This window comes from Pirellulales bacterium, from assembly GCA_019694435.1.
Lineage (GTDB): Bacteria > Planctomycetota > Planctomycetia > Pirellulales > JAEUIK01 > JAIBBZ01.
The window spans coordinates 23,531-48,192 of the sequence record JAIBBZ010000007.1; the positions used below are offsets into that span (position 1 = coordinate 23,531).

Genomic DNA, 24,662 nt, shown 5'->3' on the forward strand with positions numbered 1-24,662 from the left:
GCACCACTCGCTCGCTGGCCGGCGAGACCGGCGCAAGAGGCGCGTCGTTGAAACGCCCCGACCGGCGAGCCGCTGGCCGGCGGCACGCCGATCGGGAACTCCCAGACCGACGCTGCGATTAACCGCGCCGTTTGCGCCGCCAGATCGCCAGACACAGCGGCAGGCCCACCGCCAGCAGCAAACCGCTGGTCGGCTCGGGCAAAGGCTCGGCAAAGTAATAGCCCACCCCGTCGCCAATCAGGTTCAAGGGCGTCAAATGAGCCGTTACGACGATCTGTTGCGTGCCGACGGGGATGCCCTTGTAAAACATAGCGTCGGTGTGCGTGCCGCCAGCATTGATCAAGGTCGGCGCGGTGATGTCGCCCGTGGCCAGGTTGAGCTGCATTTTGTGCCGGCCGGCGACCTGCAACTGGTTGTCTTGATTGCCGACGTAGATCAATGACGTCGGGGGCACGAGCATGCTGTTCGCATCGAGCAGTTGCACGTTATAAGCCGGCAGTGCGATCTCGTCGGTCGTGTTCCAGATGCCAAACACCAGGTCGGGCAGGTTGCCGTTGTAGCCGGTCAGATCAAAGATGACCTGCGACGTGTTGACCGGACCGCCGGGGCCCGGGTTGCTCGGGTCGCCATAGACGGTCATCGCCAGGTGGCCTTGCACCTGGCCGGTGCCCGGGAACAAAGCCGTGAACTGCGAGGGGTTGATCAGCGAGTTGACATTGTCGGCGTATCCGACCGCGGCGGGCGACGAGAAGACGTGGGTCACGGCGATTGTGCCGTTGAAGTTGTTACTCGAGAAGGTCGTCGACGCGGCGTTGCCCGACACATTGTTGCCGGAGACGCTCAGAAAGCTGTAGGGCGCTCCCCAGGCGACGCTGGAAGACGCCCCGAGCAAGATCAGCCACAAGCAACAGCAGCCAGCGGTGCGAAACGAGACGCGCAGGGTGGTACTCATGAGCGGCAAACGCTCCTTTCCACGGAGGCCAAAGTGGGTCTGGGAACAACCGGCAGAAGTGCCGGGTTCTAAGAGCGTCAACGGCGCGTCAAGCGCGCGCGGTTTTTTGGGGAATCTTGTCCCGAGCAGCCGGTCGAGCACCCCATCGCCGGCGAATCGACGATTCGTTGAGTTCGCCCTGGACAGGGGTTACGATCAAAGCCGCAGCCACCGGGCCACCCCGGGGCGGGGGTGTTTTCGCGACCAGGCGCGCGTGAGCTCCATGCCGGCATCGCTCGAAGAATCGACCTTGGTTGAGGCCGCCATCGCCGGCGATCCGGGTGCGCTGGAGCAGGTGTTGCTGGCCCACTATCCGCGACTCGAGCAGCGGGTTCGCAGCCGATTGCCGACCAGTGCCGCGGGCCTGCTTGATCCGGAGGATGTCTTACAAGAGGCGCTGGTCGACGCGTTTCGGGCGATTGGCAGCTTTCGGTCCGCGGGTGCGGGTTCCTTCGCCGCCTGGTTGAATGCGGTCGTCGAACATCGCTTGCAGGACAACCTCCGCCGATTGCGCCGCAAGAAGCGCGGCGGCGACGCCCAACGCGCAGCCGCGCCCGAGGGCGGCCACAGCTCCCTCGCCGATCTGGTCACGCTGCTTTCCGACCGCGGCGGCACCCCCAGCCACCACGCGGCTCAAGGCGAGGCGATTCGCGCCGTGCAGGTCGGCCTGGCAGCGCTGCCGGCCGATCAACGAGCCGTCATCGTGCATCGGTATCTCCAACAACAAAGCATCGCGTCGACGGCCGCGGCGATGCAACGTTCGCCGGGTGCGGTGCGCGGGCTGCTGCATCGGGCCAAACATTCGCTGCGCGACGCGCTCGGCCGATCAGGTCGGTGGTTCGCGTCGCGGCACTAATGCTTCGTTGACCATGCTTCTGAACCGGGGCCTGACTTCCCATGGGTCCTTCGGCTGATCGCCCGGCGCCGGAAACCGCGACGCAGCGAGCGCGGCGCATCGTCGGCGCGGCGCGATGGCAGGCAGAGAACTCTACGGCAGCGTCCGGCGTGTCGCCGGCGAGTGCTGCATCATCGAGCGACGATTCATCGGCGCTGCGCGTCCGCTGTCCGCATTGCCAGGTGCCGATCGAGATTGCCGACGACACGCCCCTGACGCACATTCACTGCCGCGATTGCGATAACTCGTTCAGCTTGATTGGCGGTGACCGTGCGACCGTGACGGCTGGCTCCCGATTGGGCCGTTTTGAACTGTTGGAGCGCATTGGCGAAGGCGGATTTGGCACCGTCTGGCGGGCTCACGACACGCAACTCGATCGCCTGGTTGCGCTCAAGGTTCCGCGCCGCGGCGCGCTTTCCACCGTCGAATCCGAGTTGTTTCTTCGTGAGGCCCGGACCGCGGCCCAATTGCGCCACCCGAACATCGTCAGCCTGCACGAAGTCGGCCGCGACGGCGACACAATCTACCTGGTGAGCGACCTGGTCGAGGGAGCATCGCTGGCCCAGCGGTTGCAACAGCGGCTGAGCTTCGTCGAAGTGGCCCAGCTTGCCGAAACGATTGCCCGGGCCCTTGAGCATGCCCATCGCCAGGGCATCGTGCATCGCGATTTGAAGCCGGCCAATATTCTGCTGGATCGCGCCGGAGAGCCGCTGCTGACCGATTTCGGGCTCGCCAAGCGCGAGGCCGCCGAAGTCACCATGACGATCGACGGTCAAATGGTCGGCACGCCGGCCTACATGTCGCCCGAGCAGGCCCGGGGGCAATCGCACGAGGCCGATGCCCGTAGCGACGTCTATTCGCTGGGGGTGGTGTTGTTTCAAGGTCTGACGGGCGAGTTGCCGTTTCGGGGAGATCCGCGGACCGTCATCGACAAAGTTCTCTCGAGCGATCCTCCGCAGCCACGTTCGCTCAATGCGTCGGTGCCACGGGCCTTGGAGACGATTTGTCTGAAGTGCCTGGAGAAATCGCCGGGCGCGCGCTATGCGACGGCCGCGGCCTTGGCCGACGATTTGGCGCGGTTCCGTCGCGGCGAGCCGATTCTTGCGCGGCCGCTGGGGCGCGTGCGCCGCGCCGAGCGATGGTGCCGCCGGCACCCCGTGGTCACGATCCTGGGCTTGCTGGTCGTCGGTTTGGCCGTGGCCGGACCCGCCATCACGGTCCAGCAGGCCCGGCTCGTGCAACGCGAATCGCAGGCCCGCGCGCGGGCCGATCGCTATCTCTATGTGGCCCATCTGAACAACGTGCAGGATGCATGCGCCGCGGGCGATTATCGGCGGGCGTTGGGGCTGCTCGAACAGCATCGACCGGCGCCCGGTGCGACCGATCTGCGCGGCTTCGAGTGGTATCACTGGTGGGGCGTGTGTCATCGCGGACTGCGGCAGGAGCTTGCCGCGGTCGACGCGGTCTATGCCATGGCCGCCTCGCCCGATGGTCGTTGGATTGCCTGGCCGGGACGCGATGCGTCGATTCTGGTTTGCGATCTGGCGCAGCCCTGGCAGCAGCGGCGATTCTTGGGTCACCGCGACCTGGTCACCGCCGTTGAGTTCTCTCCCGACGGTCGCTGGCTGGCCACTGGCAGCCGCGATCAGACGGTTCGCCTTTGGGAAGTCACCAGCGGGATTGCCATCGACACGCTCGAGGGGCTCGCGGCCGAGGTCCACGATCTCGCGTTTACGTCTGATGGACAGAAGCTGGCCGGGGCGGTATGGGACGGTACGGCGCACGTCTGGCAATTGACCTCCAGTGCAAGCGATGCCGACGCCGCGCCGAAGTTCTTGCGGCCCGCGCTCCTGCAGTTGCGCGTCGCGGCCGAGATGCCCGAGGCGGCCGAATGGCAGTGCTATAGCGTCGCTTGGAACGCCACCGGTACGCACCTGGCCACAGGCTCGGGCGGGCCCGCCAATTGGAGTCCCGGCGCCATGCAGTGGTGGAACGTGGATACCGGGAAATGCGAAGCTCAGATCTCTGCGCCGCGACCTTGTGATTACGTGGCCTGTTCCCCCGATGGCCAGCTCGTGGCGTTTCGCAGCGCGCATGGCAAGCTGGCCTTATGGGACGCCGACTCACGGGCGGTGCGTCAGGAGCTGCTTTGCCCCGCGGGGGAGTTTTTCAGCCTGGCGTTTTCCCAGGCGGGGCATCGCCTAGTCGCCTCGACCGACGCGGGCCGGCTTTGGGCGTTCGATGTCCGCTCGGGCCAGGTCGTCGAGTCCTGGCCCGGCCATGCCGGGTTGATTTACGCGCTGGCGGACGTGCCTCGCGCCGACATGCTGGTGACGGCCGGTCGCGATCACACGCTGCGCATCTGGGACTCGACGCCCGAGGCATTCGATCAATCGATCGTGGCCCACGACGAACGCGTCATCGCGCTCGACTTCACGCCGGATAGTTCGCAGTTCGTGTCGTCGAGCGTCAGCGGGCAGGTGCGCCAATGGCGGACCGCCGATGGATCGCTCAGCGCCGATCGAGGCAAGCTTAGCCACGGCGACGGCCCATTGGCCGTGTCGCCCGACGGCCGATCCTTGGCCGTACGTGTCGACGAGCGGACCGTGGGCCTGTACGACCTCGCGACGGGAGCAGCGCGTTTCACGCTGCCGACTCAACGCGATCCGGTCACCTGCCTGGCGTTCTCGCCCGACGGTCGGCTGTTGGCCAGCGGCGGTGGCGATGCGCGCACACTGTGGCCTGGCGAGCCAACCGATCTGCGGGTGTGGGACTGGCAATCGAAGACCGGCGTTCATCAACTCGCCGGCAATCGGCGGTTGGTTCGCTGTCTGGCCTTCAGCCGAGACGGCCGTTGGCTGGCGACCGGCGGTTTTGATCGATTGCTAGCGCTTTGGGACATGACCAGCGGCCAGCAAGTCGCCAAGTTCGACATTCACGACGCCTTCAACGTCATGTGCTGTGCCTTCTCGCCCAACGGCGACAAGCTGGCCTTTGGCACGCATGATGGGACCCTCTGGATCGCCGATCCGCGCCGGCCCGAATCGCTGCAGGCGATCTCGGGCCAGGACGGAACTCTTTGGGCCCTGGCTTATTCGCCGGACGGACGCACGCTGGCCGCGGCCTTTGGACAGCACGCCAACGATCCGAGCGAGTTGGCGACCATCAAGCTTTGGAACACGGCGACCACAGAGCTGACGCTCCGGTTGACATCGCAGGGCACGCCGCCTTCGACGCTGGCGTTCGCCCCCAATGGCGAAACGCTTGGCGCCGGAATGCACGACGGGACGATCCACCTCTGGCGTGCGCCGCGGCGGTGACCATCGCGGCGTCGGGGAGCAACAAGCCTGTGCGCGTACCGGCCAGGGTGTTGATTTCCGCCGGCGGATGGATCCTGTAGATCCGGCACCTCGGCCTGGATCGATTACTTGCCGGGGTATGGCACCTGCCGACCCGGTGGCTTGTTACAGCTTCTCGGCCGAGCGTGAATCAGGCGCGTTGACCTCTTGCTTTACGAAGCGGTTGCGGTCCGCTGGGACGGCGCAGGGGGGAATGCCTAACGCTGCTGCTCAGCGAGCGCGACCTCGCGGCGCAGGGCTCGGACGCGCGACTGCACGATGGCAGGTAGCTTCGAGCCGAGAAGATTGTTGCCGTCGAACCAGCCTAGGGGTTCCGCAAACACCAGGTGGCCTTCGCAGAACAGTGCGCCGGCAGGTTCGTGCAGCCGCGTGACTTTGAGATACATGCCCACGCCGGGATAGACCTGCGGCTGGCCGCGTTGCAACGTACCCTGCGGGGTCAGTTCGAGCGGCCACCAGCGATTTGGATGCTCGGCGTCGTCGTCAAAGCGGTGATCGGTCTGCGCCGCCGCCAGCAGCGACTCGGGCGATCGCGTCCAGAGCGAGTGTGTGACCGATGCCACTTCGACCCGCTTCCAAAGCGACGCAGCGCCGGCAGAAAAGGCCTCGAAGTCGGCATGAGCGGCGTTCCAAGAGATGTTGCGAGCGGCTAATTCGCCGGCCTCGAGGCTGCCCCCGGAGCTGGCAACGTCCTGGTCGTCTTCGGATTTCCACACGCGATCGAGCGTCTCGCGATCATCGAGCGTATCGAGCTGGCCATACAGCACAAAGTAGACGTCGACGGCACGTCCCCGGCCTTCCGGTCCATCGAGCTCGCGCTGCTGCAACAGGTGCGGCGCGACCGGCGAGTTGCGCAGCAGTCGAGCCAGGGGATAGGCGGTCCCGGCCACCTTGGCCAGAACGGCTTGTTGCGCTGGTGCATCGAGCCCGTCGGGCATTGCCGGTTCGGGCAGCGGGACGGTCTGGGTGCCGCCGAGAGTGACCCCACCTGCGCGCAACTCTCTGTACACGAGGTTTTCGGCATGCGGCGGCGCGGCTTGCATCACGGCGGCCGCGCTCAGGAGGACGATCCAAAGATTCATGGCGATGACTGTTTAACGAGCCGCGGGAGTTGACGGTCTGGGGGTATCGGGAATCGAGACATTGACATCCGGTCCCGGCGCGAGTTGTCCGTCGCGAAACCAGACGACGCGCGCCGCCGCCGCGGCGACCTGGGGGCTGTGCGTAACGACGATCAGGGTCAGTTCTTGCTCGCGATGCAAGCGCGCGAAGAGATTCAGCACCTCTTCACTGGTGTGCGAGTCGAGACTGCCCGTGGGCTCGTCGGCCAACAACAGCGACGGCCGATTCGCGAGCGCCCGCGCAATCGCGACGCGCTGGCGCTCGCCGATCGAGAGCTGCATGGCACGGTGGTGCAAGCGATGACCGAGCCCGACTGTTTCGAGCAGCTCGGCGGCGCGCGCGCGTCGCTGCGCGGCGCGCAAAGCACCCTCGAACATGGGCACTTGCACGTTTTGCAGCGCGGTCAGCGTGGGCAGCAGGTGGAACGACTGGAATACGAAGCCGACCTCGCGCGAGCGAAACGCGTCGAGGCTGGGGAATTCGGCGAGCGGACGCCCGGCAAAACGGACTTCGCCCTGGTTGGGGACATCGAGGCCGCCGAGCAAGTTCAGCAGCGTGGACTTTCCGCTGCCGCTGGGGCCCATGATGGCCAGATAGTCGCCGCGTTCGATGCGGAGCGAGACGTCGCGCACGGCGTTGACATTGCCGCTGGGATAGACGCGCCGCAATTGACGCGCCTCGAGCAGCGGCACGCCCGGAGGCAGCTCGCGAGCCAGATCACTCATGACTCAATCCTTCGACCGGTATCAGTCGCGTCGCGCGCCAGGCCGGATATCCACCGCCGACCGCGGCCACGGCACAGGCCAAGAGCAGTCCCTTGCCAATCACCGCCAGCGGCAATTCACCCGTGATGAAGCCCCGCGTCATGGGCAGTTGCGATAACCACGCGAGCAGGCCCGCCGCGGCACTAATGCCGATCACTGCCCCCGCCAGGCTCAACAGTAAGCACTCGCCCAGAACCATCCGCGCCACGCGCCCGCGGCGCCAACCGATCGCCCGCAGGATGCTGATCTCGCGGACGCGTTCAACCACCGACATGAGCATGGTATTCAAGGTACCGACGGCCCCCACGACCAGGGCGATCAACGAGGTGGCCCAGGCCATCGAGCGAATCACACGAAGATGCGCGGCGTTGTCGGCATAGTCTTGCGTGGCCACGGCCGACAGGCCCAAGGCGTTGCCGGACTCGTCGCTCAGGTCTTCGATGCGTCGGCAAACCTCCTCGACGTTCGCCGGCTGCGGTCCCGAGCGATCGAGCACCACGGAGAACCCGGTCACGCCCCCGGGCCGCGCCATCACGCGTTGCAACTCGGCCAAAGGCAACGTGGCAGCGCCGTTCTCGAACACGCTGAAGCTTTCGTAGACTCCGATCACGCGAAACGATTCGCGCTGAATGGTGAGCATGTCGCCGACCTGCTTCTGCAGCACTTCGGACAGCGTCTTGCCCAACATGACGACACCCTGCTCACCCGCGGCAAACCGCCGGCCGGCGCGAATCTTGATCGTGTCGAACAGAAACGAGTCGGGTACCCATCCCTGGACGAGCACGCTGACGACGTTGCCGCTGTGCGAGTAATCGATCAACTCGAGCAGGCCGGGCCCCACGTCCTTGACGCCCTGTACCGAGCGTAACGGCGCTTCATATTCCTGCTGCAAGTCGCTCGACAGTTGGTCGAGAATGCCGCTTTCGAGGATCACGATGTCGACGCCGCGGCCGGCGAACGATTCGACCGTCGAGCGTTCGAACTGCTCGGCCACGCCAAGCAGAGCGACGCTCGTGCCCACGGCGATCGCCATGCCGAGGGCGGTGAGCAGCGAGCGAGCCCGCCGGCGCACCAGGTTCAGCCAAAGAAAGGTCGAGAACCACATGGACGCTTACCGTTTCGCCTCCAGGGGCAATGCCTCACGCCCGCTCAGATCGCTTTGCCGCAGCAAGAAGTCGCGTACCTGGGCAGTGAACTCGGCAGGGCTTTCCAGGAGTGCCAAATGGGCGGCACCGGGCACGCGGCCGGTCGTGCAATGCGGCAAGTGCTCGCTCAACCAGGCCTGGGTCGCCGCGAAGGGCGTGTGTTCATCGTACAACGCCAACACGGGTTGGCGAATCGTGGCCAGGACGGCGGCCGTCAGTCCCGCTGGGTCAAACACTTCTTCGGCCGCAGAAGTTGCGGCCAAGGGGCGCAATTGTGCGATCCATCGCGCCGCGGGGGCGCCGAGCCGATCTTGAAGCACTGTCCGTGCCGAAGCGTCCAGCACAGCGACCTCGTCGAGCAAGCGGCGGAAGTCGACCGTCGGGCCAATCTCGTGGCCAGCGGCCTGAAAGTGTTCGCGCAAGTTTTGCCAGATCTCCGCATGGGGCATGCCCGGCTCGGTCGACGCCAGACCTGGAAAGTAGGTGTCGCTCAACACGATCCCCGCGACACGCTGCGGCGCGCGATGCGCCGTATGCATGGCCACTACGCCGCCCAAGCTGTGCCCAACCAGCCAGGCCCGTTCGATCGTGAGCTGATCGAGCAATTCGACCAGGTCGGTCGCCAGGTCTGCGGACGTGTAGCCGTGTTGCGGCGCGGTGCTGGCCCCGTGGCCACGGAGATCGTAGGCGGTCACACGGAAGCTGTCGGACAGTGCTTTCACGATCCCGCCAAACATCCACATCGCGAGGTTGCTGGTGAAACCGTGTAACAGCACGACGTCGGGCCCTGTCCCTTGCTGCTGATAGAAAGCGTTGTAGCCGGCCAGCTTGATGTGCGGCATCGGTCAACCATCCTCCTGGGCCGACGCGATTTGCAGCGCGACAAGCGCCGCAATCTCGGCGAGCGTGATATCGTCACGCCCTAGCCGGGCCAACTCGGCAAGTCCCTCGGCAAAGCGCAACGGCCGGCCGATTTGTGACTCGAGACGTTCGCCCAGCACCACGGCATCGATCGACCCCAGCCCTAGATCGGCAAAAAAATGGGTGTCTGGCCGCACCGCCTGAGGATCGCACCCGGCCAGTTCGCGCACGTGCTGCAACACGGTGGCGAGTAGTGTGGCATGATCCGTCATGGCGAATCCTGCGCTGCGGGTGCCACGGCGACGGCGACGATCTGCTCGGTTGCCTGCATGATGTGCACGGGGAGCGTGCGCCCCTGGTATTCGGGATACACATCGGCCAATCGAGACGATAGCTCGAGCTCAATCACGCCGCTGGCTGGATCAACGGCGCAAATTCGAAGCAAATCGAGATCGGCGATCAACACGGGCCCCAGGGCCGAACGCACCGCGAGTTTCGCGGCCTTGGCCCACGCGCGCGCAGTTTCTGGAGCGCCGGGCACTGCCGAGAGCACTTGAACTTCGCCGGCATCGAGCTGTGGCGCATCGTCCTCAGACGCGGGCAATTCGGCGAGGCCGACCCCACACCAGGCGCGACGCGTCGCGACGGCCACGATGGCTGTGGGCGACGTGGCCACCGTGACGGTGGGAAAGCCTGGGGGGCGCCGACCATCGCTTAATCGGATCGACGACCGACCATAGCTGTCGGCCGCGCATTCCAGATCGGCGATGAACAGCTTTTCGCCCGAGTGCGCCCGCCAATACTGCCGGGCGGCATCCTTCAAGGCGATCGCGCCGAACAGCCAGGCTGTACGTTCCGCGTTGCTCCACCGCGCGGCGCGAAACGTCTGCATCTCGCTCTCGCAGAGCGTGACCCTGGCCGCAGCTTCTTGCATGTTGCTCTGCGCGATGTCGCCGCGTGGGTCGAGCCGCACACACGCCACGTCCGCCTCGTTGCCCCGCACAGCATCCGGTAAACCCTCGGGCCACGACTTGCAGATGAAATATTCGTCCTTGGGCCCGTTGAAATTCACCTCGCAGAGCGGCAAGTAGAACCGCCAGCATTTGACGCCCGTCAAGCGGCACCAGAGCGAGCCGTCGGCGTGGACGATTTCACCACCGTGAGTAAATTGACGCGGCGAGGCATGGACAATGTAGTTGTAGACATCCATCTTCGAGCCGACCGCCGGGCTCGGGCCAAAGAACTCGATGCGCTTCAGCTCGAACGGCAGCAAGATGCGCCCGGATTGATCCGCCTGCTCCAGGTGCCAGGCAGCAGCGGGGTGCATGCCGACGTCGACCGTCACCGGGTCGATCAAGAATCGCGGCTCGGGCAGCGAGCGGAACAATTGCGAGCGCGGCAACACCTCGAGCCGGGCCGCGAGTCCTTCCTCGCCAAACCGTACGAGTTGCTGGACGCCCTGAAACGAGGGGCCGTGAAACAAGTTGCGGTACAACGTGGCGAGCGTGACCCGGCAGGGTTGTTCGCCCTGAAACGTGGGCGGGGCCACGCGCGGCGCCGGAGCGTATCGCGGCGCCAGTTCGACGGTACCCCGGGCGACGAGCCCCGCGTCGAGCGTGGCGCCGGCCACGGTGTTCGACTCGGCCGCCAGGCCCAGGTCGCGCACCGCCACCTCGATGCGCACGACGCCGGATTGCGTTTGTTCGGGTTGACGACGCGCCCGGATTTCGGCCGTGCCTACCCGGCGCTCGTCGAAGGCCAGCCAGCGCAAGATTTGCACTTCGCTCACCGCGGACACGACCATCCCAGGGACAAGCTGGCAAGCTGCCTCGCTCATCATTTCCAGGATAAAGGTCATCGGCATGACCGGCAGGCCTCGCTGGCTCGGCCGGATGCGACTGATGTCGCGGCCACCGACGGTATGTTCGTCGGCATAACAGTCTTCGGCCAGGTCGAGCGCGCGATGGATCAGCAACTCGGTGCCGGGTTGATGTTGCACGAGCTTGCCGGCAAGGGGCCATGCGTCGAGTGCCACCGGCGCGACGCGCGGCATGGCTGCGGGACCAACAGGCGCCGGCGCGCGGGCCGGTAGCCTCGGTCCGCGGCGCGTTCGCAGATAGTCTTGAAACACGAGCTGCTGATCGCTCAGAAAACGATCCATCAGGGCCAGGTGCCGTGCCAGCACCTCGCCGGCCCCGGGCTTGGGCGACCGCGGGGCGCGCGGTTTAGCAGCTGCTTCTTGAACAGGTTGCGCCGCGCGAAGCGGATCGTCGAGCGCACGCACCGACCGGACCGCATAGAGATAACCCGGATCGATCGGCACCCGCTGCACGGCCAACTGCGCCAGCAGATGGTTGAGCTGGGTGACTCCGTGGCGCCGGGGCAAATCGGCCGGGATCGCGGCCAGCGGGCGCCCGCGGAGAATATCTTGCACAAAGGCGGTCAGCAGTCCGCGCGGCCCGGCTTCGACGAAGACACGAATGCCTTCGTCGTAGAGCTGCGTGATCAGCTTTCGAAACTCGACCGGCGAAGACCAATGGGCCAGCGCCATCGCGCGGATCGCCTCGGGTTCCTCGGGAAAGGGCCGGGCCGTCGTGCACGAATAGACGCGCCGTTTGGGTGGCGCAAAGTCGACCGCGTCGAACATCTCGGTCAACGGACCCATGAACGGCGCGAACAATCGCGTGTGGTAAGGCCGGGAAAACGGCAGCCGCTCGCAGACGACTTTGCGCGCCTTCAAGGCCTCCTCGACTTGGAGCATGGGTTCGGTAAGCCCCACGATCACGGCCTGATGGGGACAGTTGTCCATCGCCACGAAGACCGCCTGCCGGGGGCCTGCCGCCAACTCCTCAGGCAGCGTTTCGGCGATGATGGCTTGCAATTTCTCGCTCGGAGCGGCCGCGGCCAACAACAGGGCCTCGGCCTGCTCGCTCCGCTGCTCGGCTGCGCCCAGGTCGCGCATAGCGCCGATGATCGTCTTCATGTCGGCGGCCGCATCAATCGAACCGGCGGCGGCCAAGGCCGCCAATTCACCGGCGCTATGCCCCGCCAGGGCGTCGGGCACCAGGCCGAGCCGTGTCAACAGGTCGAACAGCACGCCGTCGGCCGTCAAGACGCTGAACATGGCATAGTCGACCTGCCGCAGGTACGACTCGAGCTCATCGCGGCGCTCGGCCGTCAGGTCGCCGGGCGGCTGGAAGAAACGGCTAATCGCCTGCGGACCGGCGTCGCCCGCCACGTCGGCGTCGATGCGTTGCAGATGTTCGCCGATTACCGGGAAGGCGCGGCTCAAATCGGCGCACATTCCAGGGTATTGGGCTCCCTCGCCCGGAAACAACAAGGCCAGGCCGCCGGAGATGCCCAGCGGCTCAGGCTCGAAGTAGCTGCCCGACGGATCGTGTACGCGTTGCCGGGGACTGGTGCGCAAGTGCTCGGCGAGCGCCTCGCAGCGGCGACTCAAGTCGGTCAGGTCGCTGGCCACGAACGCGGCGCAGACGGGCTGCATGTTGCGCGCTGAATTGATCGCCCGCGCGACGCCAGCGAGTTCGAGATCGTGTCGATCGCGGCAGTAGCGAGCCAGCGTCGTCAATCGCTCGGCAAGCTCCGCGGTCTGCTCGGCCTGCACGAACACGAGTTCCGTCGGCCACAGGGGCCGCGCCGGCGCATCGCCGGCGGCGCGATTCGAAGGGGATGTGACCGTGGCCATGACGACACTCATGCGTTCTGCGCGGCAGTGGCGCTAATCTTGCGCGGACGAACCAGGTGCTCGGCACCTCCGGCAATCACCACTTCGCAGGGGCCCTTCTCGCTCGTCGCGATTTCGGCCAGCACAAAGCGGGGGCCCTCTGCGGGCGTGATGAGCTTCAATCCGCGCCGGACGAGGTGTGGTTCGAGTTCGGCGACCATGCCTACGCCCGACCAGGGGCCCCAGGCGATCGCGCACACGCGGCCGGGCCACCGCCGGTCGAGTTGCGCGGCGAGCTTGCTGAGGACTTCGTTGGCGGCCGCGTAGTCGCTTTGTCCGCGATTGCCGTAGCGGCTGGCCAGCGACGAAAACAGCACGCAGAACTTGAGTTGCGTGGGGTCGAGCCGCTCGGCCAGGACGAGCGCGCTGTCGACCTTCGTGCGGAACACACGGTCGAACGATTCCGGCGTCTTGTCGCGAAGCAGCTTGTCCTCGATGACGCCGGCCCCGTGAACGACCCCCTGAACGCCGCCCGTCGCATTGAGCTGGTCGATCAGGCGGCCGAACGCGTCGATATCGCGCACGTCGAGGGCATGGTATTCCCAGGTTGCTCCGGCGGCGGCGATCTCGGCCAAGGTGGCCCGGATTTCGCGAGCCGCGAGCAATTGTCGATGTTCGCGCTCGACGGCCTTGGGCGTGGCCGGCTGCCCGGCGGCCTCGAGCCGTTGGATCAGGGCACGCTTCAACTCGGCCGGTTCTGTCAAGGCCTGCAGCTCGGTCGGTTCGTCGTCCGACGGCAGCGCCGTACGTCCGACCAGCACCAGGTGCGGCTGTCCGTGGCGCGCCAACTCGACAGCCACCTTGGCGGTGATGCCGCGGGCCCCACCGGTGATGAGGATCTTGGCGCCCTGCGGCAACGCGAAGTCGTCGGCCGCCAGATCGATCAACGGAGCAGACGCCGGCTTCCAGGTTACGCGGCGATCAGAGATGCCGATTTCGACCGGACCCTCGCGGTCGCTCAACTCGGCCAAGAGTGCCTCGGCCAGCTCTTCCGGATCACGGGCCAGGTCGACGTCAACGGCCCGTACCAGCACGGCGTCCCATTCCTGGGCGATACATTTGAGCAGGCCGAGGATGCCGCCATGGCCGGCGCGGAAATGTTCGCTTAAAGGTCCCTGTTCGAAGCCGAGTTGCCCGCCCAACGAGGCCCCGACGAGCAGCAGCGAGCTGCCGTTCGCGCCGGCTTGCACGAGATCGTCTTCCAGCGTCCGGGCCAGCAGATAGGTCGATTTCACATCGCGATAGATCTGCTCCGTCAGCGGCACATCGCCTGCCTGGGCGGCCAGCGGAGCGAGATGCACCAATCCGCCAATCGTGCCGCACTCGTTGCGGAGCCGTTCGGCGAGTGCTTCCACTTGCTCGGCATCGGCCAGGTCCGCCCGGTAGATGCCGTCCACTTCGTCGACTGCCGCGGCGCCGGGCACCATGCGTACGAGTACGACTTGCTGTCCGAAATCGGCCAGCCGCGAAGCGAAGTGCCGGGCGATGCCACGCTGATCGTCGGTGATCACCACGGTGCCCGAGGGAATCAACGGCGCTGCGCCTCCGGGCAGTGGCGCATCGATCAGTTCGACGACGGCACGTTGCACCGCGAGTTCGCCGGTTTCCCGATGGGCCGTGGCGTCGAAGCGCGGCGTGCCGTTGGTCCCGGATGATTTTCCATTGGTCTCGGGATGCGACGCGGCGCTGCCGTTGGTGCCGGCCGTCTGCGGCGTGAGCACGTGTTGCGCCAGGTAGTCGAGAATGCCGCGCAGCGTACGGAGGACCGTCAGCTTTTCCAGTTCGAGCCGGCCGCCGAGTTCGCTCTCCTTGCCCCCGAGCGACTCGGCCAGCGTACCGAGGATCTCGACGCGCTTGATCGAGTCGACGCCCAGGTCAGCTTCGAGATCGAGGTCCAGGTCGAGCATCTCCTGTGGATAACCAGTTCGCTTGCACACCAGGTCCAACAGGCGGCGCGTGAGCTCCTCGCGGGTCACTTCGACCGGCGCGGCCTCGGCTGCCCCTGCGGACGCTACAACCGGCTGGGCTTCTGCGGAGGGCGTTTCCACGTGCGGCGCCGAGGCTGCCGTGGCAATGGGCATTTCGACTGCCGCCGGAACGGACGGTAAGGGCGTTTGCGCGAGGGGCCCGCCGGACATCAATTGCAGATAGTCGCGGACCAGGGCCTGCTGGGTATCGAGGAACTTGGCCATCAAGTCCTGATAGCGGCACAGCACAAGCGTGGCATCGTCGGCCACCTGGTCGGCCGATGCGGCGGTCCAGGCGCCTGTCGTCGCGGCATGGCCGTTCGTCGCGGCCGGGGAATTCGTATTCAAAGGAGGTTCCGGAAAGTTGTTGGGCAATGGACTCATGGTCAGCGAGGAATCAGGTTTGACTGCGGGGTGATGCGTGCCGTTCGTCAGGGCCGGGGACGGGGCCGCCGGCAGTTGCGCGGCGGTGACCCGTTGTCCCAGGTGCGGCTGCTCGGGCGCGTTCAGCGGTCGGGCTCGCACGCCATTGACGATCCAGGTGCTCGGCGTGGGTGGCGGAAGCTCTGACTGCTTTTCCAGATCGGAGAGCGCGAACGGCGACTGGCTGCGGCCCGCCGTGAGGACATCGACCTCGAGCGGCACGCCGCGCAGCAGGAGCTGTGCCACGCTTTGGACGAGTTGCAAGTGACCCGAGCGACCGCGCAGATCGGTCGCGACGGCGACGTGATCGCGCTCGCCCAGAATTTGCTTAACCAGCCCGGTCAGGACACCTTGAGGGCCGACCTCGACGAAGACCCGGGCTCCGTCCGCGTACATCGCCTCGACCTGTTCGATCCAGCGGACCGGCGCCGCGAGGTGCTCGGAAAGCCGTTCGACGATCCGCGTGGGCTCGTCGGGATACGGTGTGGCGGTCGTGTTCGAATACACCGCCACGGACGGTGCCATCCAGGCGATCTCGCGCAGCTCGGCGGCGAGATGCGCGGCGGCCGACGCCACGCAGGGCGAATGGAAGCCGCAGGCGACGGGCAGGTCGCGCGTCTTCAATCGCGCGGCCGCCAGACTCGCCCGGGCCGCTTCGAGCTGGGTGGTGCTGGCCGAAATGACGGTTTGCGACGGGGAGTTCAGATTGGCCAGCGTGACGCCGGGCAGATCTTGCAGGCATTCGGCCACGGCACGCTGGTCGGCATCGACGGCGAGCAGGCCTTCGGCGTCGCCGCCGGCCGCGGCAGCCATCAGCACGCCGCGACGATGGGCGAGGTGCAGCAAGTCGGCCGGCGACAGCGTGCCTGCCGCGCACAGTGCGGTCAATTCGCCGAAGCTGTGGCCGGCCACCATCTCGGCGCTCATGCCCAGCCGGCGCCACAGCGCCCAGGCACCCAGGCTCGCGGCGGCCAGGGCCGGCTGCGCGACGTCGGTGCGCGCCAGGTCCCGCGCAGCCTGTTGCCGAGCCCCATCGTCGAAGGCCGAGGGCGGATAGATCAACCGTTCCAGCGGCACGTCGAATCTGCCCGACAACTGCCGCGCGGCAGCGTCGAAGGCCTCGCGCACGCAGTCGAACGAAATCGCCAGATCGGCCAGCATGTTGGGGTATTGCGACCCCTGTCCGGGAAACAAGAGGGCCACGCGACCGCGATTCGCCGTCGGATGGGCGGCAAAATAGATGCCGCGGGGGTCGGCGTGCTGGGATTCGCTGCCGCGCAGCGCTTGCAGCGCCAATGGCAACCGCTCGCGAAGTTCGTCGATCGAAGCTACCACCAGCGCCAACGTCGGATGGCCAGGGTCCGTCGAGCTGGCTCGCCAGGTCGACGCTGCGAGATCGACCAAGCGCGGCTTTCCGCCGCGCGACAACCCCTGCTGGATGTGCTGCGCCATGGCCAGCAGTTTTTCTCGCGTCGGCTGGCGGCAGACGATCAACTCGGCGTCCCAGGCCTGACGCGATCGGGCAGGCGTCGGGGTGAAGTCGCCGACGTGCTCTTCCAGCACGACATGGAAATTCGTGCCCCCAAAACCGAACGCGCTGACACCGGCCAGGCGCGGCTCGGCGCCGCCATGAATCCAGGGCCGGGCCTCGGTGTTCAAATACAGCGGGCCCGCGCCAAATCCGGCGCCCGGATTCGGCGTTTCAACCAGCGTGGGCGGCAGAACTTTGTGATGCAGCGCCAGGGCTGTCTTGATCAGCCCGCCGATGCCTGCGGCGCACTTGCTGTGGCCGATCATCGACTTGACCGAGCCGACGGCTGTCTGCGCGGGTGTGGCACCTGCTTGCTGCAAGAAGGTACCGAGCGACTCGGACTCGGTGCGATCGCCCACGACCGTTCCGGTGCCATGCGCTTCGACCAATCCGAGCCGGGCCGGCGAGAGCCCGGCCTGTTCATACGCGCGGCGCAGGGCCCGCATTTGGCCCGAGGCGTTGGGCGCGGTCAGGCCCTTTTCGCGGCCGTCGCTCGACGAACCAATCCCGCGCACGACGGCCAGCACCTGATCGCCGTCACGCATCGCGTCGGCCAGGCGTTTGAGCACGACGACGCCGATACCTTCGCTGAGCACGATGCCATCGGCCGCGGCGTCGAACGGCCGGCACCGGCCTTGGCGCGACAGGGCAAACGTCTTGCTGAAGGCCATGTAGGCAAACGGTGTTTGGACCGTATCGGCCCCCATGGCCAGGGCCAAATCGCTGGCTCCGGTCTGCAATTCGCGCACTGCGAGCTGCACGGCGGCCAGCGACGAGGCGCAGGCCGCGTCGACGGCATAATTCGCACCGCCCAGGTCGAACCGATTCGCGACCCGCCCCACGGCGACATTCATCAAGAAGCCGGGAAACGAGTCTTCTGTCCACTCGGGGAGCATGCCTTCGCAGCGCTCGACGATCTCACGGCCGCGGATCGGCATGCCGGGAACCCCATCGATCAGCGGCATGCAAGTGCGAAAGCCGTACGCCGTGGCGATCGGGCTGCCGCCGCCGCCGATGCCGCAGATCGCAGCCGTCCGCTCGCGGGCGAACGGGCGTTGCTCATAGCCCGACTCCCGCAGCGCGTGACGCACCGCCTCGAGCAGCAGCAATTGCAGAGGTTCGACGGCCTTCATCGCGGCCGGCGTGATCCCATAGCGGAACGGATCGAACTGGATGTCGGATAGAAAACCGCCCCACTTCGAGATGATCTTGTCTTTCGCCATTGGATCGGGGTCGTAGTACAGCGACCAATCCCAATGGGTCGTCGGGATCTCCGTCACGCTGTAAACGCGGCGCAGAATGTTGTTCCAATATTGCTCCAGGCTGGTAGCGCCGGGATAGAAGCACGACGCGCCGATGACGGCCACCTCGCACGGCGATTCGGCACGGTGTCGCGAGTCGCAGGGTTGGATCGTCGTTCGCCGGTCCAGCAGGTGCGCGGCGCCGGTCGACACCTCGGCGTGCAGCTCGGCGATCGTGATGACTTCGCGGCGCAGCGCGGCGAGTTGGCCGATCATGTACATGCCCCGGCTTTCCTGGTCGGCTTCGGCCACGGGGAACAGCTTGCCAGGTGCCGCCGTGTCGCTGCCGGCCCGGTCAACCCCCTTCGAGGCGACGCGCAATCGGCCGACGTTCATCCATTCGAGCGACCGCGTGATCTCCTCAGTCGTGCGACCGGCCTGTTCGAGTTTGCGCTTCTCCTCGGCGAAGTCGTCGCAATAGGGCGTCGGCACGCACCGGATGGCGTGGCCCGTGCCGGTTTCGAGCAGCACGGTTCGCTCGCAATCGAGGGCCTTGGCCTGAAACCGCGGGACAATCGCCCCGCAGGCTACGGCCTCTTCGGTAAACAGGTAGGCGGTCCCCAGGAGGGCTCCGACGCGCACGCCGCGTTGCGCGAGCCGTGCGGCCATCGTCGCGACCATTGCGCCGGAAAGCCCGTCGTGAATGCCGCCGGCAAAGACGACGTGTAGATCCTCGCCCGTGCCGTGCGTGCCGAGATGCTCGAGGAGCACCTCGCAGGCGGCGTCCCACAAGACGAAGCTGCTGCGCGGTCCGACATGGCCACCGCACTCTCGACCTTCGAGCACGAAGCGCCGGGCTCCGTCCTTGAGGAACATGCGCAGCAAGGCCGGCGATGGGACGTGCAAGTAGGTTGGAATTCCCTCGTTCTCAAAGACCCGCGCCTGATCGGGGCGCCCGCCGGCGATCAAGGCGAAGGGAGGCCGCGTGGCGAGGATGGCCGCGGTTTGTTCGGTGCGAATTTCGGGGGGGAGGAATCCGAGGATGCCGGCTCCCCACGACCGATCGCCGAGTAGCGCGCGTGTCGCTTCGAGCAATTCAGTGACCTCGGCCTTGCGCAGCAGGGCCAGCGCCAAGAACGGCAGCCCGCCCGCTTCGGCCACGGCAGCCGCGAATTCAGCCGTGTCGCTGACGCGCGTCATGGGCCCCTGTAAGATCGGGTAGCGCGTGCGGTGGCTCTCCGCCAACGGCGAGTTCTCTCCCAATGTTCGCAATCGCCGTGCGATCGCCAGGTGCTCGGCGACGCGCTCGACGACTGCCTGAACGATGCCGCCGACGGTTACATAGCGCTGGGCCAGCGCCGCTGCAGACGTGGCGTCCTGCCCGACGATTCTCAATTCGGGAGCATCGCTAGCCGACAACACGGCCTGGGCGGCCTTGCACCAGGCCTGCCGCTGTTGTTCGCTGTCTGCCGCGCTGGCTTTGATTTCTGACGCCAGGCGGCCGAGCTTGGCCGTCAGCGCCGACCGTGGCTCGTGGGCCACGCGAATCGGGTAGCCGAACTCGTCGCCCAGTACGGCCGTTTGACTGCCATCGAAGTTTTCGAGGCGAATGCGGGTCGATTCGGACCAAGCGGCTTCCCGGGCGAGCAACACCTGCGAGTCGAGCACGACGCCTTGCGCGCCAGCCACGGCGCAAGCCGGTGCCGTATTGAGGCCGATGCCCCCCTGGACCCAGACGGGTGGCGGAGTGGACATTTCGGGCGCGACCTGTTTGATCCAGCGCTGCAACAGAATAAACGACGTTTCGTCGCCGATCCGACCGCCGGACTCGTGACCTTTGAGAATCAGGCCTTGGGCGCCGACTGCAGCCGCGGACCGCATTTCCTCGACGCTGACGGCTTCGCAAAAGACCTCGAAACCGGCAGCTTGGAGCGTGCCAATCCGGGCAGCAAAGTCTGGCCCGATACCGCCGGCCAGGATGACCCAACGCAGATTCATCGGGCGCGTGGCGACCAGCTCGTCGGCGAGCCAGCCGGTCATCGTGCCCAGCTTGATTCCGTATCCCTGTGTACCGAACTGCTGCAGACGGGCATGTGCGGCACGAATGGCCTCGGGGCCGCTGGCAAATTCCAGATCCAGCACGCCGCGAGCACCGGCTCGACTCGCCGCGATGGCAAGGGCCGGGTCGGCATGCCCCGGCGGCGTGAGAACAAACAGATCACTGCGCTGCATCAAACAAATCCTCTGTGGCACTTTCGCATGGTGTGCGATCGGGCAAACCGCCGCGGACTTTGCGCCCGGTGTGCGGCGGCCGAGAGCGAAACCCGCTCACCGTCCGACGTTAGGATAATGCAGAAGAGGTAGCGATTCTCTCCATAATCCGCCTTTTCCGCCCCAATTTCCTGCAAAGGCGGATCATCCTGCCCTGGTAAGCGCAGGGCCCTGGCCGTCTGTTACCCACCCGCGCGGTACGTGATGGGCCAAGGACTTGCGCTCTCGTCGAGGGCGGCTTACGGCCCACTGTGCGAACGAAGCGGCGCCAACTGCACCGACCGGCGAGCCAGTCGGCAAGCGCTCTCCGATTGCCGGCGCAGGCGGTAGACCCTTGGCGGCAAGCTCGGTAAACCCTGCCGGAGAATCCGTCTGCGCTGGCGCCCCCCTCGCAGTTTCGCGGGAATCGAGGCCGTAGAATCGCCCCGTTCACCAGCCCAGGTACTTACTGGCCGATCCTAGGTATGAACACCGTGGTAGCGAGGCGAAAACTTGGCGGGACAACGCGCTAGGCTCTGTGCGGCTCTCGGGGCATGGATGGCCCTGGCCACGACCATCCACCATGGGTGGCCGTCGTTCGCGCGTGCGCAACAGGTAGCGGGCGCCGAAGCCGGCGGCGGCGAAGAGTTCGAAACCGACCGCGACGCTTTCACGCCCGCCACCAATACGGTTGCCCCGCGCGAAAACCTGCTCGAGTCGTCGTATTCATTCATCGACAACCGATTCGGGCCGGAATCGCACAGTGTTCCGGAACTGCTCGTGCGCCACGGGCTGACCGAGCGATTCGAACTCCGCGCCGGCTGGAACTACGAGGTAGGCGGAGGAGGCACCGTTTCGGGCGGCGAGGTGGGCGGCGAAGATTTCGTGGCCGAGCAGGAATCGCGTGTCCTATACGGCGGCAAATACCAGCTTTCGGATCAATCGGGCTGGACGCCGCGCAGCTCGCTCATCGTCCAGGGTTATACGCCGACTTCAGGCCCTTCGAACGCGTCGACGATTACCCTCGGCGAGGCCTGGGGCTGGGAGTTTGCCAACGGTTGGCGCTGGGATTCGGCCTTCCGTTTCGGCACGGGATTCGACGAAGGCGACTACTTGAATCAATGGGCACCGTCGACCGTGCTCAGGATTCCTTTCGGCGAACGCTGGAACGCGCATGCCGAGTATTTCGGCATCATGTCGAGCCATGCGGCCTCCGACTTCAGCCATCACTTCGCGAGCTTCGGTGGTCACTTCCTGGTCACGCCGAACATCGAGCTCGGCATGCGTTTCGGCTTCGGCTTGAACGAACAGTCGGCCCGGTATTTCAACAACGTCGGTATCGGCTGGCGGTTCTGACAGCGCATCTTGCGCCGCGCGCCCCGACGCCAGGCCAGGTCATTCGCCGGCAGGCTTGTCGAGCTGGCGCTGACGCGCCGAGCGCAACACCGAGTAGAACTGCACGAACACGCCGTTGTCGGCGCCGTGTTGCGCGTGACATTCGAAACAATCCTTGGTGGGGAGCGGCTTGCACGCCGCGCGCCCGCGATCATTCGCGGCGAACAGGAAATATCCCCAGCCGTCGTCAAACCGCCGCGTGTCGCGAACCGAGACCTCCAGACCCTGCGTCGGAGCGGCGAAGGTCCCCTGGCGATTGATCTCGTCTTCGCCTTGCCGCCGCATCGCGGGGTTGTTCGTCACGACAAACACCGTTTGCTCGGCCCACTCGCCCGTGCGCACGTAGTGATCGAATGCTTGCGGCTGCATGTAGACGTTGTGGAACACGCCCGGCCGCGCCGGATCACGATCCTGGCCAGGCAAGTAGTCTAATCCCAACGACGTTCCCACGAGCGTCCAACGCTCGTAGCCTTCGGGCCGCAGCAGTTCGCCCGCGTCGTTGTACTGGGGCAGCGCCATCGCGGCCGACGAGTCGCGCCCGGCGGGGGCGCCTTCCTCGGCCGTCGATCGCGGCGCCAGGAATGAGATCAGCCCGACCGACAACATCAGGCCGCCGAGCGTCACCAGCGCGGGCTTCTTCTTCATGACACACCAGTCAGGTTTGCCAAACGAATGCGTAGCAATTGAGCCGACGCATCATGCTCTTCGCCCTACTTCGCGGTGTCAATCAAGGGGGCGTCAAAACGGCGAGTTCAGGCGACATCGGAGGACGCCGTTTCGGCCATCGGCGTGCGACTCATCGCCCCGCGAGCGTCGCCAAGTTCGCTTCAGGTGCGTGTGCATCGCGCGGCGTTTGCCTGCTGATGGTACGCCGGCTGTCGCCGAGCGTTGCCGTGGCGCTCGTGGCGTCGTAGCCCTGCCGGCGCTATTGATGCTGGTGCCTGAGGGCCGTGAAAAAGCCTGCTAGCCCGGAAGCTGCAAAGGCCCTGCAGGCGGTGATGGAAAGCTTCAATCGTCTTGCAGGACGGCGACGATGCGAGCGGAGTTGGGGGGATCCTGCGCGCACCGGGTAAGAGGTACGCTCGGCGTGGTTCTTCGGGTCGTTATCATCTGGCTGCTAGCTGCCACCTGGTGGCCGGTCGTCGCCCGGGCGCAGGGGGTGCCGCCGGTTTTCCTGCCCGAGCAGCGGCGCATCCTGGCTCGGCAGCCGGAGCAATTCCCTGTCGCTCCGCTTCCCCGAATTCCTGCGCCGCCGACAGTGAGGGAGCCGCTGGAATCGCGGCCCGAGTGGCCGCTGTCGCTGGACGAAGCGATTCGCGTCGCGCTGGCCAACGCGCAGGTGGTGCGCGTCCTGGCGGGGACGACCGCTGTTTCGAGCGGCAACACCGTGTACGACCCGGCCATTGCCAACACGACGATCGACCAACAGCGCGCGCCGTTCGATCCGCGGGCTTTCAGTCGCAACGGCTGGTCCAAGCTCGATCACCCTCAGGGCGTAATCGTCGACCCCGGCCCGCCGCCGCAAGCGGGCATTATCGGCACGACCACGGACAACTTCAGCTCGTCGAGCGGCATCAGCAAACGCCTGCTCAGCGGTGCCACGGCCGGCGCTGCGGCCAACGTGAATCAGTTGCGATCGAGCGTGACGGGGCTGCCGCTCAACCCGTCGACCTCGAACAATACCGAGCTGTCGCTGACGCAGCCGTTGTTACAGGGGTTCGGCACGCGCGTCAACACGGCGCCGATCTTGATCGCGCGTATCGACACGGAGCGGTCGTTTTTTCAGTTGAAACGCTCGATGCAAGAGCTCGTGCGGAGCGTCGTCGAGGGCTACTGGCAGCTCGTGTTCGCCGAAACCGACGTCTGGGCCCGGCGGCAGCAAGTGGCCCAAGGCCGCGAGGCGCTCGAGCGCGCCTTGGCACGCATGGAAACCGGTATCGGCAATGTGGGCGACGTGGCGCAGTCGCGCGTCGCGTATGAGAACTTTCGCGCGACGCTCGTCGCCTCCGAGGCCAACTTGCTGCAGCGCGAAGCCGCGCTGCGCAACCTGCTGGGAATCGTGCCCTCGGACGGGCGGTTGATCAAGCCGCGCACGGCACCGCGCACCAGCCGCGTCGAAACTCCCTGGGAACAAATCGTGGCCGCGGCCGAGGTTTACCGGCCCGACCTGGTCGAACTGAAGCTGGTCATTGAGGCCGACCAGCAGCGGCTACTCGTGGCCCGTAACCAGGCGCTGCCCAACGTGGCCGCCTCGGGGCTGTACCGATTCAACGGTCTCGAGGGACACACGCCGGATCGCCGTCGGATCGACGACAACGGCGATTTCGCGGATTGGGAGCTGGGGGTGAATTTCTCCGTGCCCTTGGCGCTGCGCGGCGAACGCGCGCAGATCCGTTCGAACGAGCTGCTGCTCATGCGCGACCGCGCGAATCTGAGCCAGGCCGTGCATCAATCGTCGCACCTCCTGGCGGCCAATTTGCGCAACCTGGACCAGTTCTATCAGCAGTACCTCGCCTACGTGCGCGTGCGCGAGGCGGCGCGCGAAAACCTCGAACGGCAGTTGGCCGATTACCTCACGGGTCGCCGTACGCTTTACCTGAACGTGCTCCAGGCAATCACCGATTGGGGCAACGCCGTCTCGAGCGAGATCCAATCGCTGGCTGCCTATAACACCGAATTGGCAACGCTCGAACTACAGACCGGCACGATTCTCGAGAGTCACGGCGTGCGCTTCGTCGAGGAGCGCTATCGGTCGCTGGGGCCCCTCGGGCGGCTCGCCGCACCGTGGCTGTATCCCGAGGCGATTGGCCCGACGCCGAATGTCGATCAACCGCCGGTTCCTCAACCAGAGCAGTGGCGTCAGCCGGACGTCATCCCCCTGCCCGAGGCCGAGCCACTCGAAGAAGTGCCAGCGCCAGCTGCGCGCCCCGAGTTACCGCCTCCCGCCGCGGCAGCGCCGCGCTGATACCGAGC

General features: G+C 66.2%; 13 protein-coding genes. 4 read left to right on the forward strand and 9 right to left on the reverse strand.

Going from position 1 to position 24,662, the window contains the following annotated elements; genetic code table 11:
* Positions 1-118 precede the first annotated feature (118 nt).
* Positions 119-952 (reverse strand): PEP-CTERM sorting domain-containing protein, encoded by an 834-nt coding sequence (locus K1X74_08030; protein ID MBX7166284.1) that lies wholly within the window; start codon positions 950-952, stop codon positions 119-121.
* Between the two features lie 253 nt (positions 953-1,205).
* Here K1X74_08030 and K1X74_08035 point away from each other — a divergent pair, with 253 nt between their 5' ends.
* Entirely contained in the window at positions 1,206-1,847 is a 642-nt protein-coding gene (locus K1X74_08035; GenBank protein MBX7166285.1) for an RNA polymerase sigma factor, read from the forward strand.
* A 41-nt stretch (positions 1,848-1,888) separates the two neighbouring features.
* A complete protein-coding gene (locus tag K1X74_08040; GenBank protein ID MBX7166286.1) occupies positions 1,889-5,206 on the forward strand; it encodes a serine/threonine protein kinase in 3,318 nt (1,105 codons plus the stop codon).
* A gap of 236 nt (positions 5,207-5,442) precedes the next feature.
* Here the strand turns inward: K1X74_08040 and K1X74_08045 are convergent, their stop codons facing one another.
* The 7 genes from K1X74_08045 to K1X74_08075 are packed head-to-tail and all read right to left on the reverse strand — an operon-like array spanning position 5,443 to position 20,276.
* Positions 5,443-6,327, reverse strand: a complete 885-nt coding sequence (locus tag K1X74_08045; GenBank protein ID MBX7166287.1) for a hypothetical protein — start codon at positions 6,325-6,327, stop codon at positions 5,443-5,445.
* A 12-nt stretch (positions 6,328-6,339) separates the two neighbouring features.
* The gene (locus tag K1X74_08050; GenBank protein ID MBX7166288.1) at positions 6,340-7,092 is read right to left on the reverse strand and encodes an ABC transporter ATP-binding protein; all 753 of its coding nucleotides are present in this window, start codon (positions 7,090-7,092) and stop codon (positions 6,340-6,342) included.
* Positions 7,085-8,236: an ABC transporter permease gene (locus K1X74_08055; GenBank protein ID MBX7166289.1), complete on the reverse strand. Its 1,152-nt coding sequence runs from the start codon at positions 8,234-8,236 to the stop codon at positions 7,085-7,087. The genes K1X74_08050 and K1X74_08055 overlap by 8 nt, the downstream gene beginning before the upstream one ends.
* A 6-nt stretch (positions 8,237-8,242) precedes the next feature.
* Positions 8,243-9,118 (reverse strand): alpha/beta hydrolase, encoded by an 876-nt coding sequence (locus K1X74_08060; protein MBX7166290.1) that lies wholly within the window; start codon positions 9,116-9,118, stop codon positions 8,243-8,245.
* Positions 9,119-9,121: 3 nt separating this feature from the next.
* Positions 9,122-9,409: a hypothetical protein gene (locus K1X74_08065; GenBank protein ID MBX7166291.1), complete on the reverse strand. Its 288-nt coding sequence runs from the start codon at positions 9,407-9,409 to the stop codon at positions 9,122-9,124.
* Complete coding sequence (locus tag K1X74_08070; protein ID MBX7166292.1) at positions 9,406-12,855, reverse strand: polyketide synthase dehydratase domain-containing protein; 3,450 nt, start codon at positions 12,853-12,855, stop codon at positions 9,406-9,408. The genes K1X74_08065 and K1X74_08070 overlap by 4 nt, the downstream gene beginning before the upstream one ends.
* Positions 12,852-20,276 carry an SDR family NAD(P)-dependent oxidoreductase gene (locus K1X74_08075; protein MBX7166293.1) on the reverse strand — a complete coding sequence of 2,475 codons (7,425 nt, stop codon included), beginning with the start codon at positions 20,274-20,276 and terminating at the stop codon, positions 12,852-12,854. Before K1X74_08075 ends, K1X74_08070 begins: the two co-directional genes overlap by 4 nt.
* A 576-nt stretch (positions 20,277-20,852) precedes the next feature.
* On the opposite strand from K1X74_08075, the gene K1X74_08080 reads away from it, so the two are divergent.
* Complete coding sequence (locus K1X74_08080; GenBank protein ID MBX7166294.1) at positions 20,853-21,650, forward strand: transporter; 798 nt, start codon at positions 20,853-20,855, stop codon at positions 21,648-21,650.
* 39 nt (positions 21,651-21,689) lie between these two features.
* Here the strand turns inward: K1X74_08080 and K1X74_08085 are convergent, their stop codons facing one another.
* A complete protein-coding gene (locus K1X74_08085) occupies positions 21,690-22,334 on the reverse strand; it encodes a cytochrome P460 family protein (protein ID MBX7166295.1) in 645 nt (214 codons plus the stop codon).
* Between the two features lie 442 nt (positions 22,335-22,776).
* On the opposite strand from K1X74_08085, the gene K1X74_08090 reads away from it, so the two are divergent.
* Positions 22,777-24,654 (forward strand): TolC family protein, encoded by a 1,878-nt coding sequence (locus tag K1X74_08090; GenBank protein MBX7166296.1) that lies wholly within the window; start codon positions 22,777-22,779, stop codon positions 24,652-24,654.
* The last annotated feature ends 8 nt before the right edge of the window (positions 24,655-24,662 follow it).

What these genes read in the sequence shown, in the direction of transcription:
- K1X74_08055 (MBX7166289.1), bottom strand. Translation starts at nt 8,236, where the DNA reads ATGTGGTTCTCGACCTTTCTTTGGCTGAACCTGGTGCGCCGGCGGGCT.
- K1X74_08060 (MBX7166290.1), bottom strand. Translation starts at nt 9,118, where the DNA reads ATGCCGCACATCAAGCTGGCCGGCTACAACGCTTTCTATCAGCAGCAA.
- K1X74_08030 (MBX7166284.1), bottom strand. Translation starts at nt 952, where the DNA reads ATGAGTACCACCCTGCGCGTCTCGTTTCGCACCGCTGGCTGCTGTTGC.
- K1X74_08080 (MBX7166294.1), top strand. Translation starts at nt 20,853, where the DNA reads ATGGCCCTGGCCACGACCATCCACCATGGGTGGCCGTCGTTCGCGCGT.
- K1X74_08070 (MBX7166292.1), bottom strand. Translation starts at nt 12,855, where the DNA reads ATGAGTGTCGTCATGGCCACGGTCACATCCCCTTCGAATCGCGCCGCC.
- K1X74_08040 (MBX7166286.1), top strand. Translation starts at nt 1,889, where the DNA reads ATGGGTCCTTCGGCTGATCGCCCGGCGCCGGAAACCGCGACGCAGCGA.
- K1X74_08075 (MBX7166293.1), bottom strand. Translation starts at nt 20,276, where the DNA reads ATGCAGCGCAGTGATCTGTTTGTTCTCACGCCGCCGGGGCATGCCGAC.
- K1X74_08065 (MBX7166291.1), bottom strand. Translation starts at nt 9,409, where the DNA reads ATGACGGATCATGCCACACTACTCGCCACCGTGTTGCAGCACGTGCGC.
- K1X74_08045 (MBX7166287.1), bottom strand. Translation starts at nt 6,327, where the DNA reads ATGAATCTTTGGATCGTCCTCCTGAGCGCGGCCGCCGTGATGCAAGCC.
- K1X74_08050 (MBX7166288.1), bottom strand. Translation starts at nt 7,092, where the DNA reads ATGAGTGATCTGGCTCGCGAGCTGCCTCCGGGCGTGCCGCTGCTCGAG.
- K1X74_08085 (MBX7166295.1), bottom strand. Translation starts at nt 22,334, where the DNA reads ATGAAGAAGAAGCCCGCGCTGGTGACGCTCGGCGGCCTGATGTTGTCG.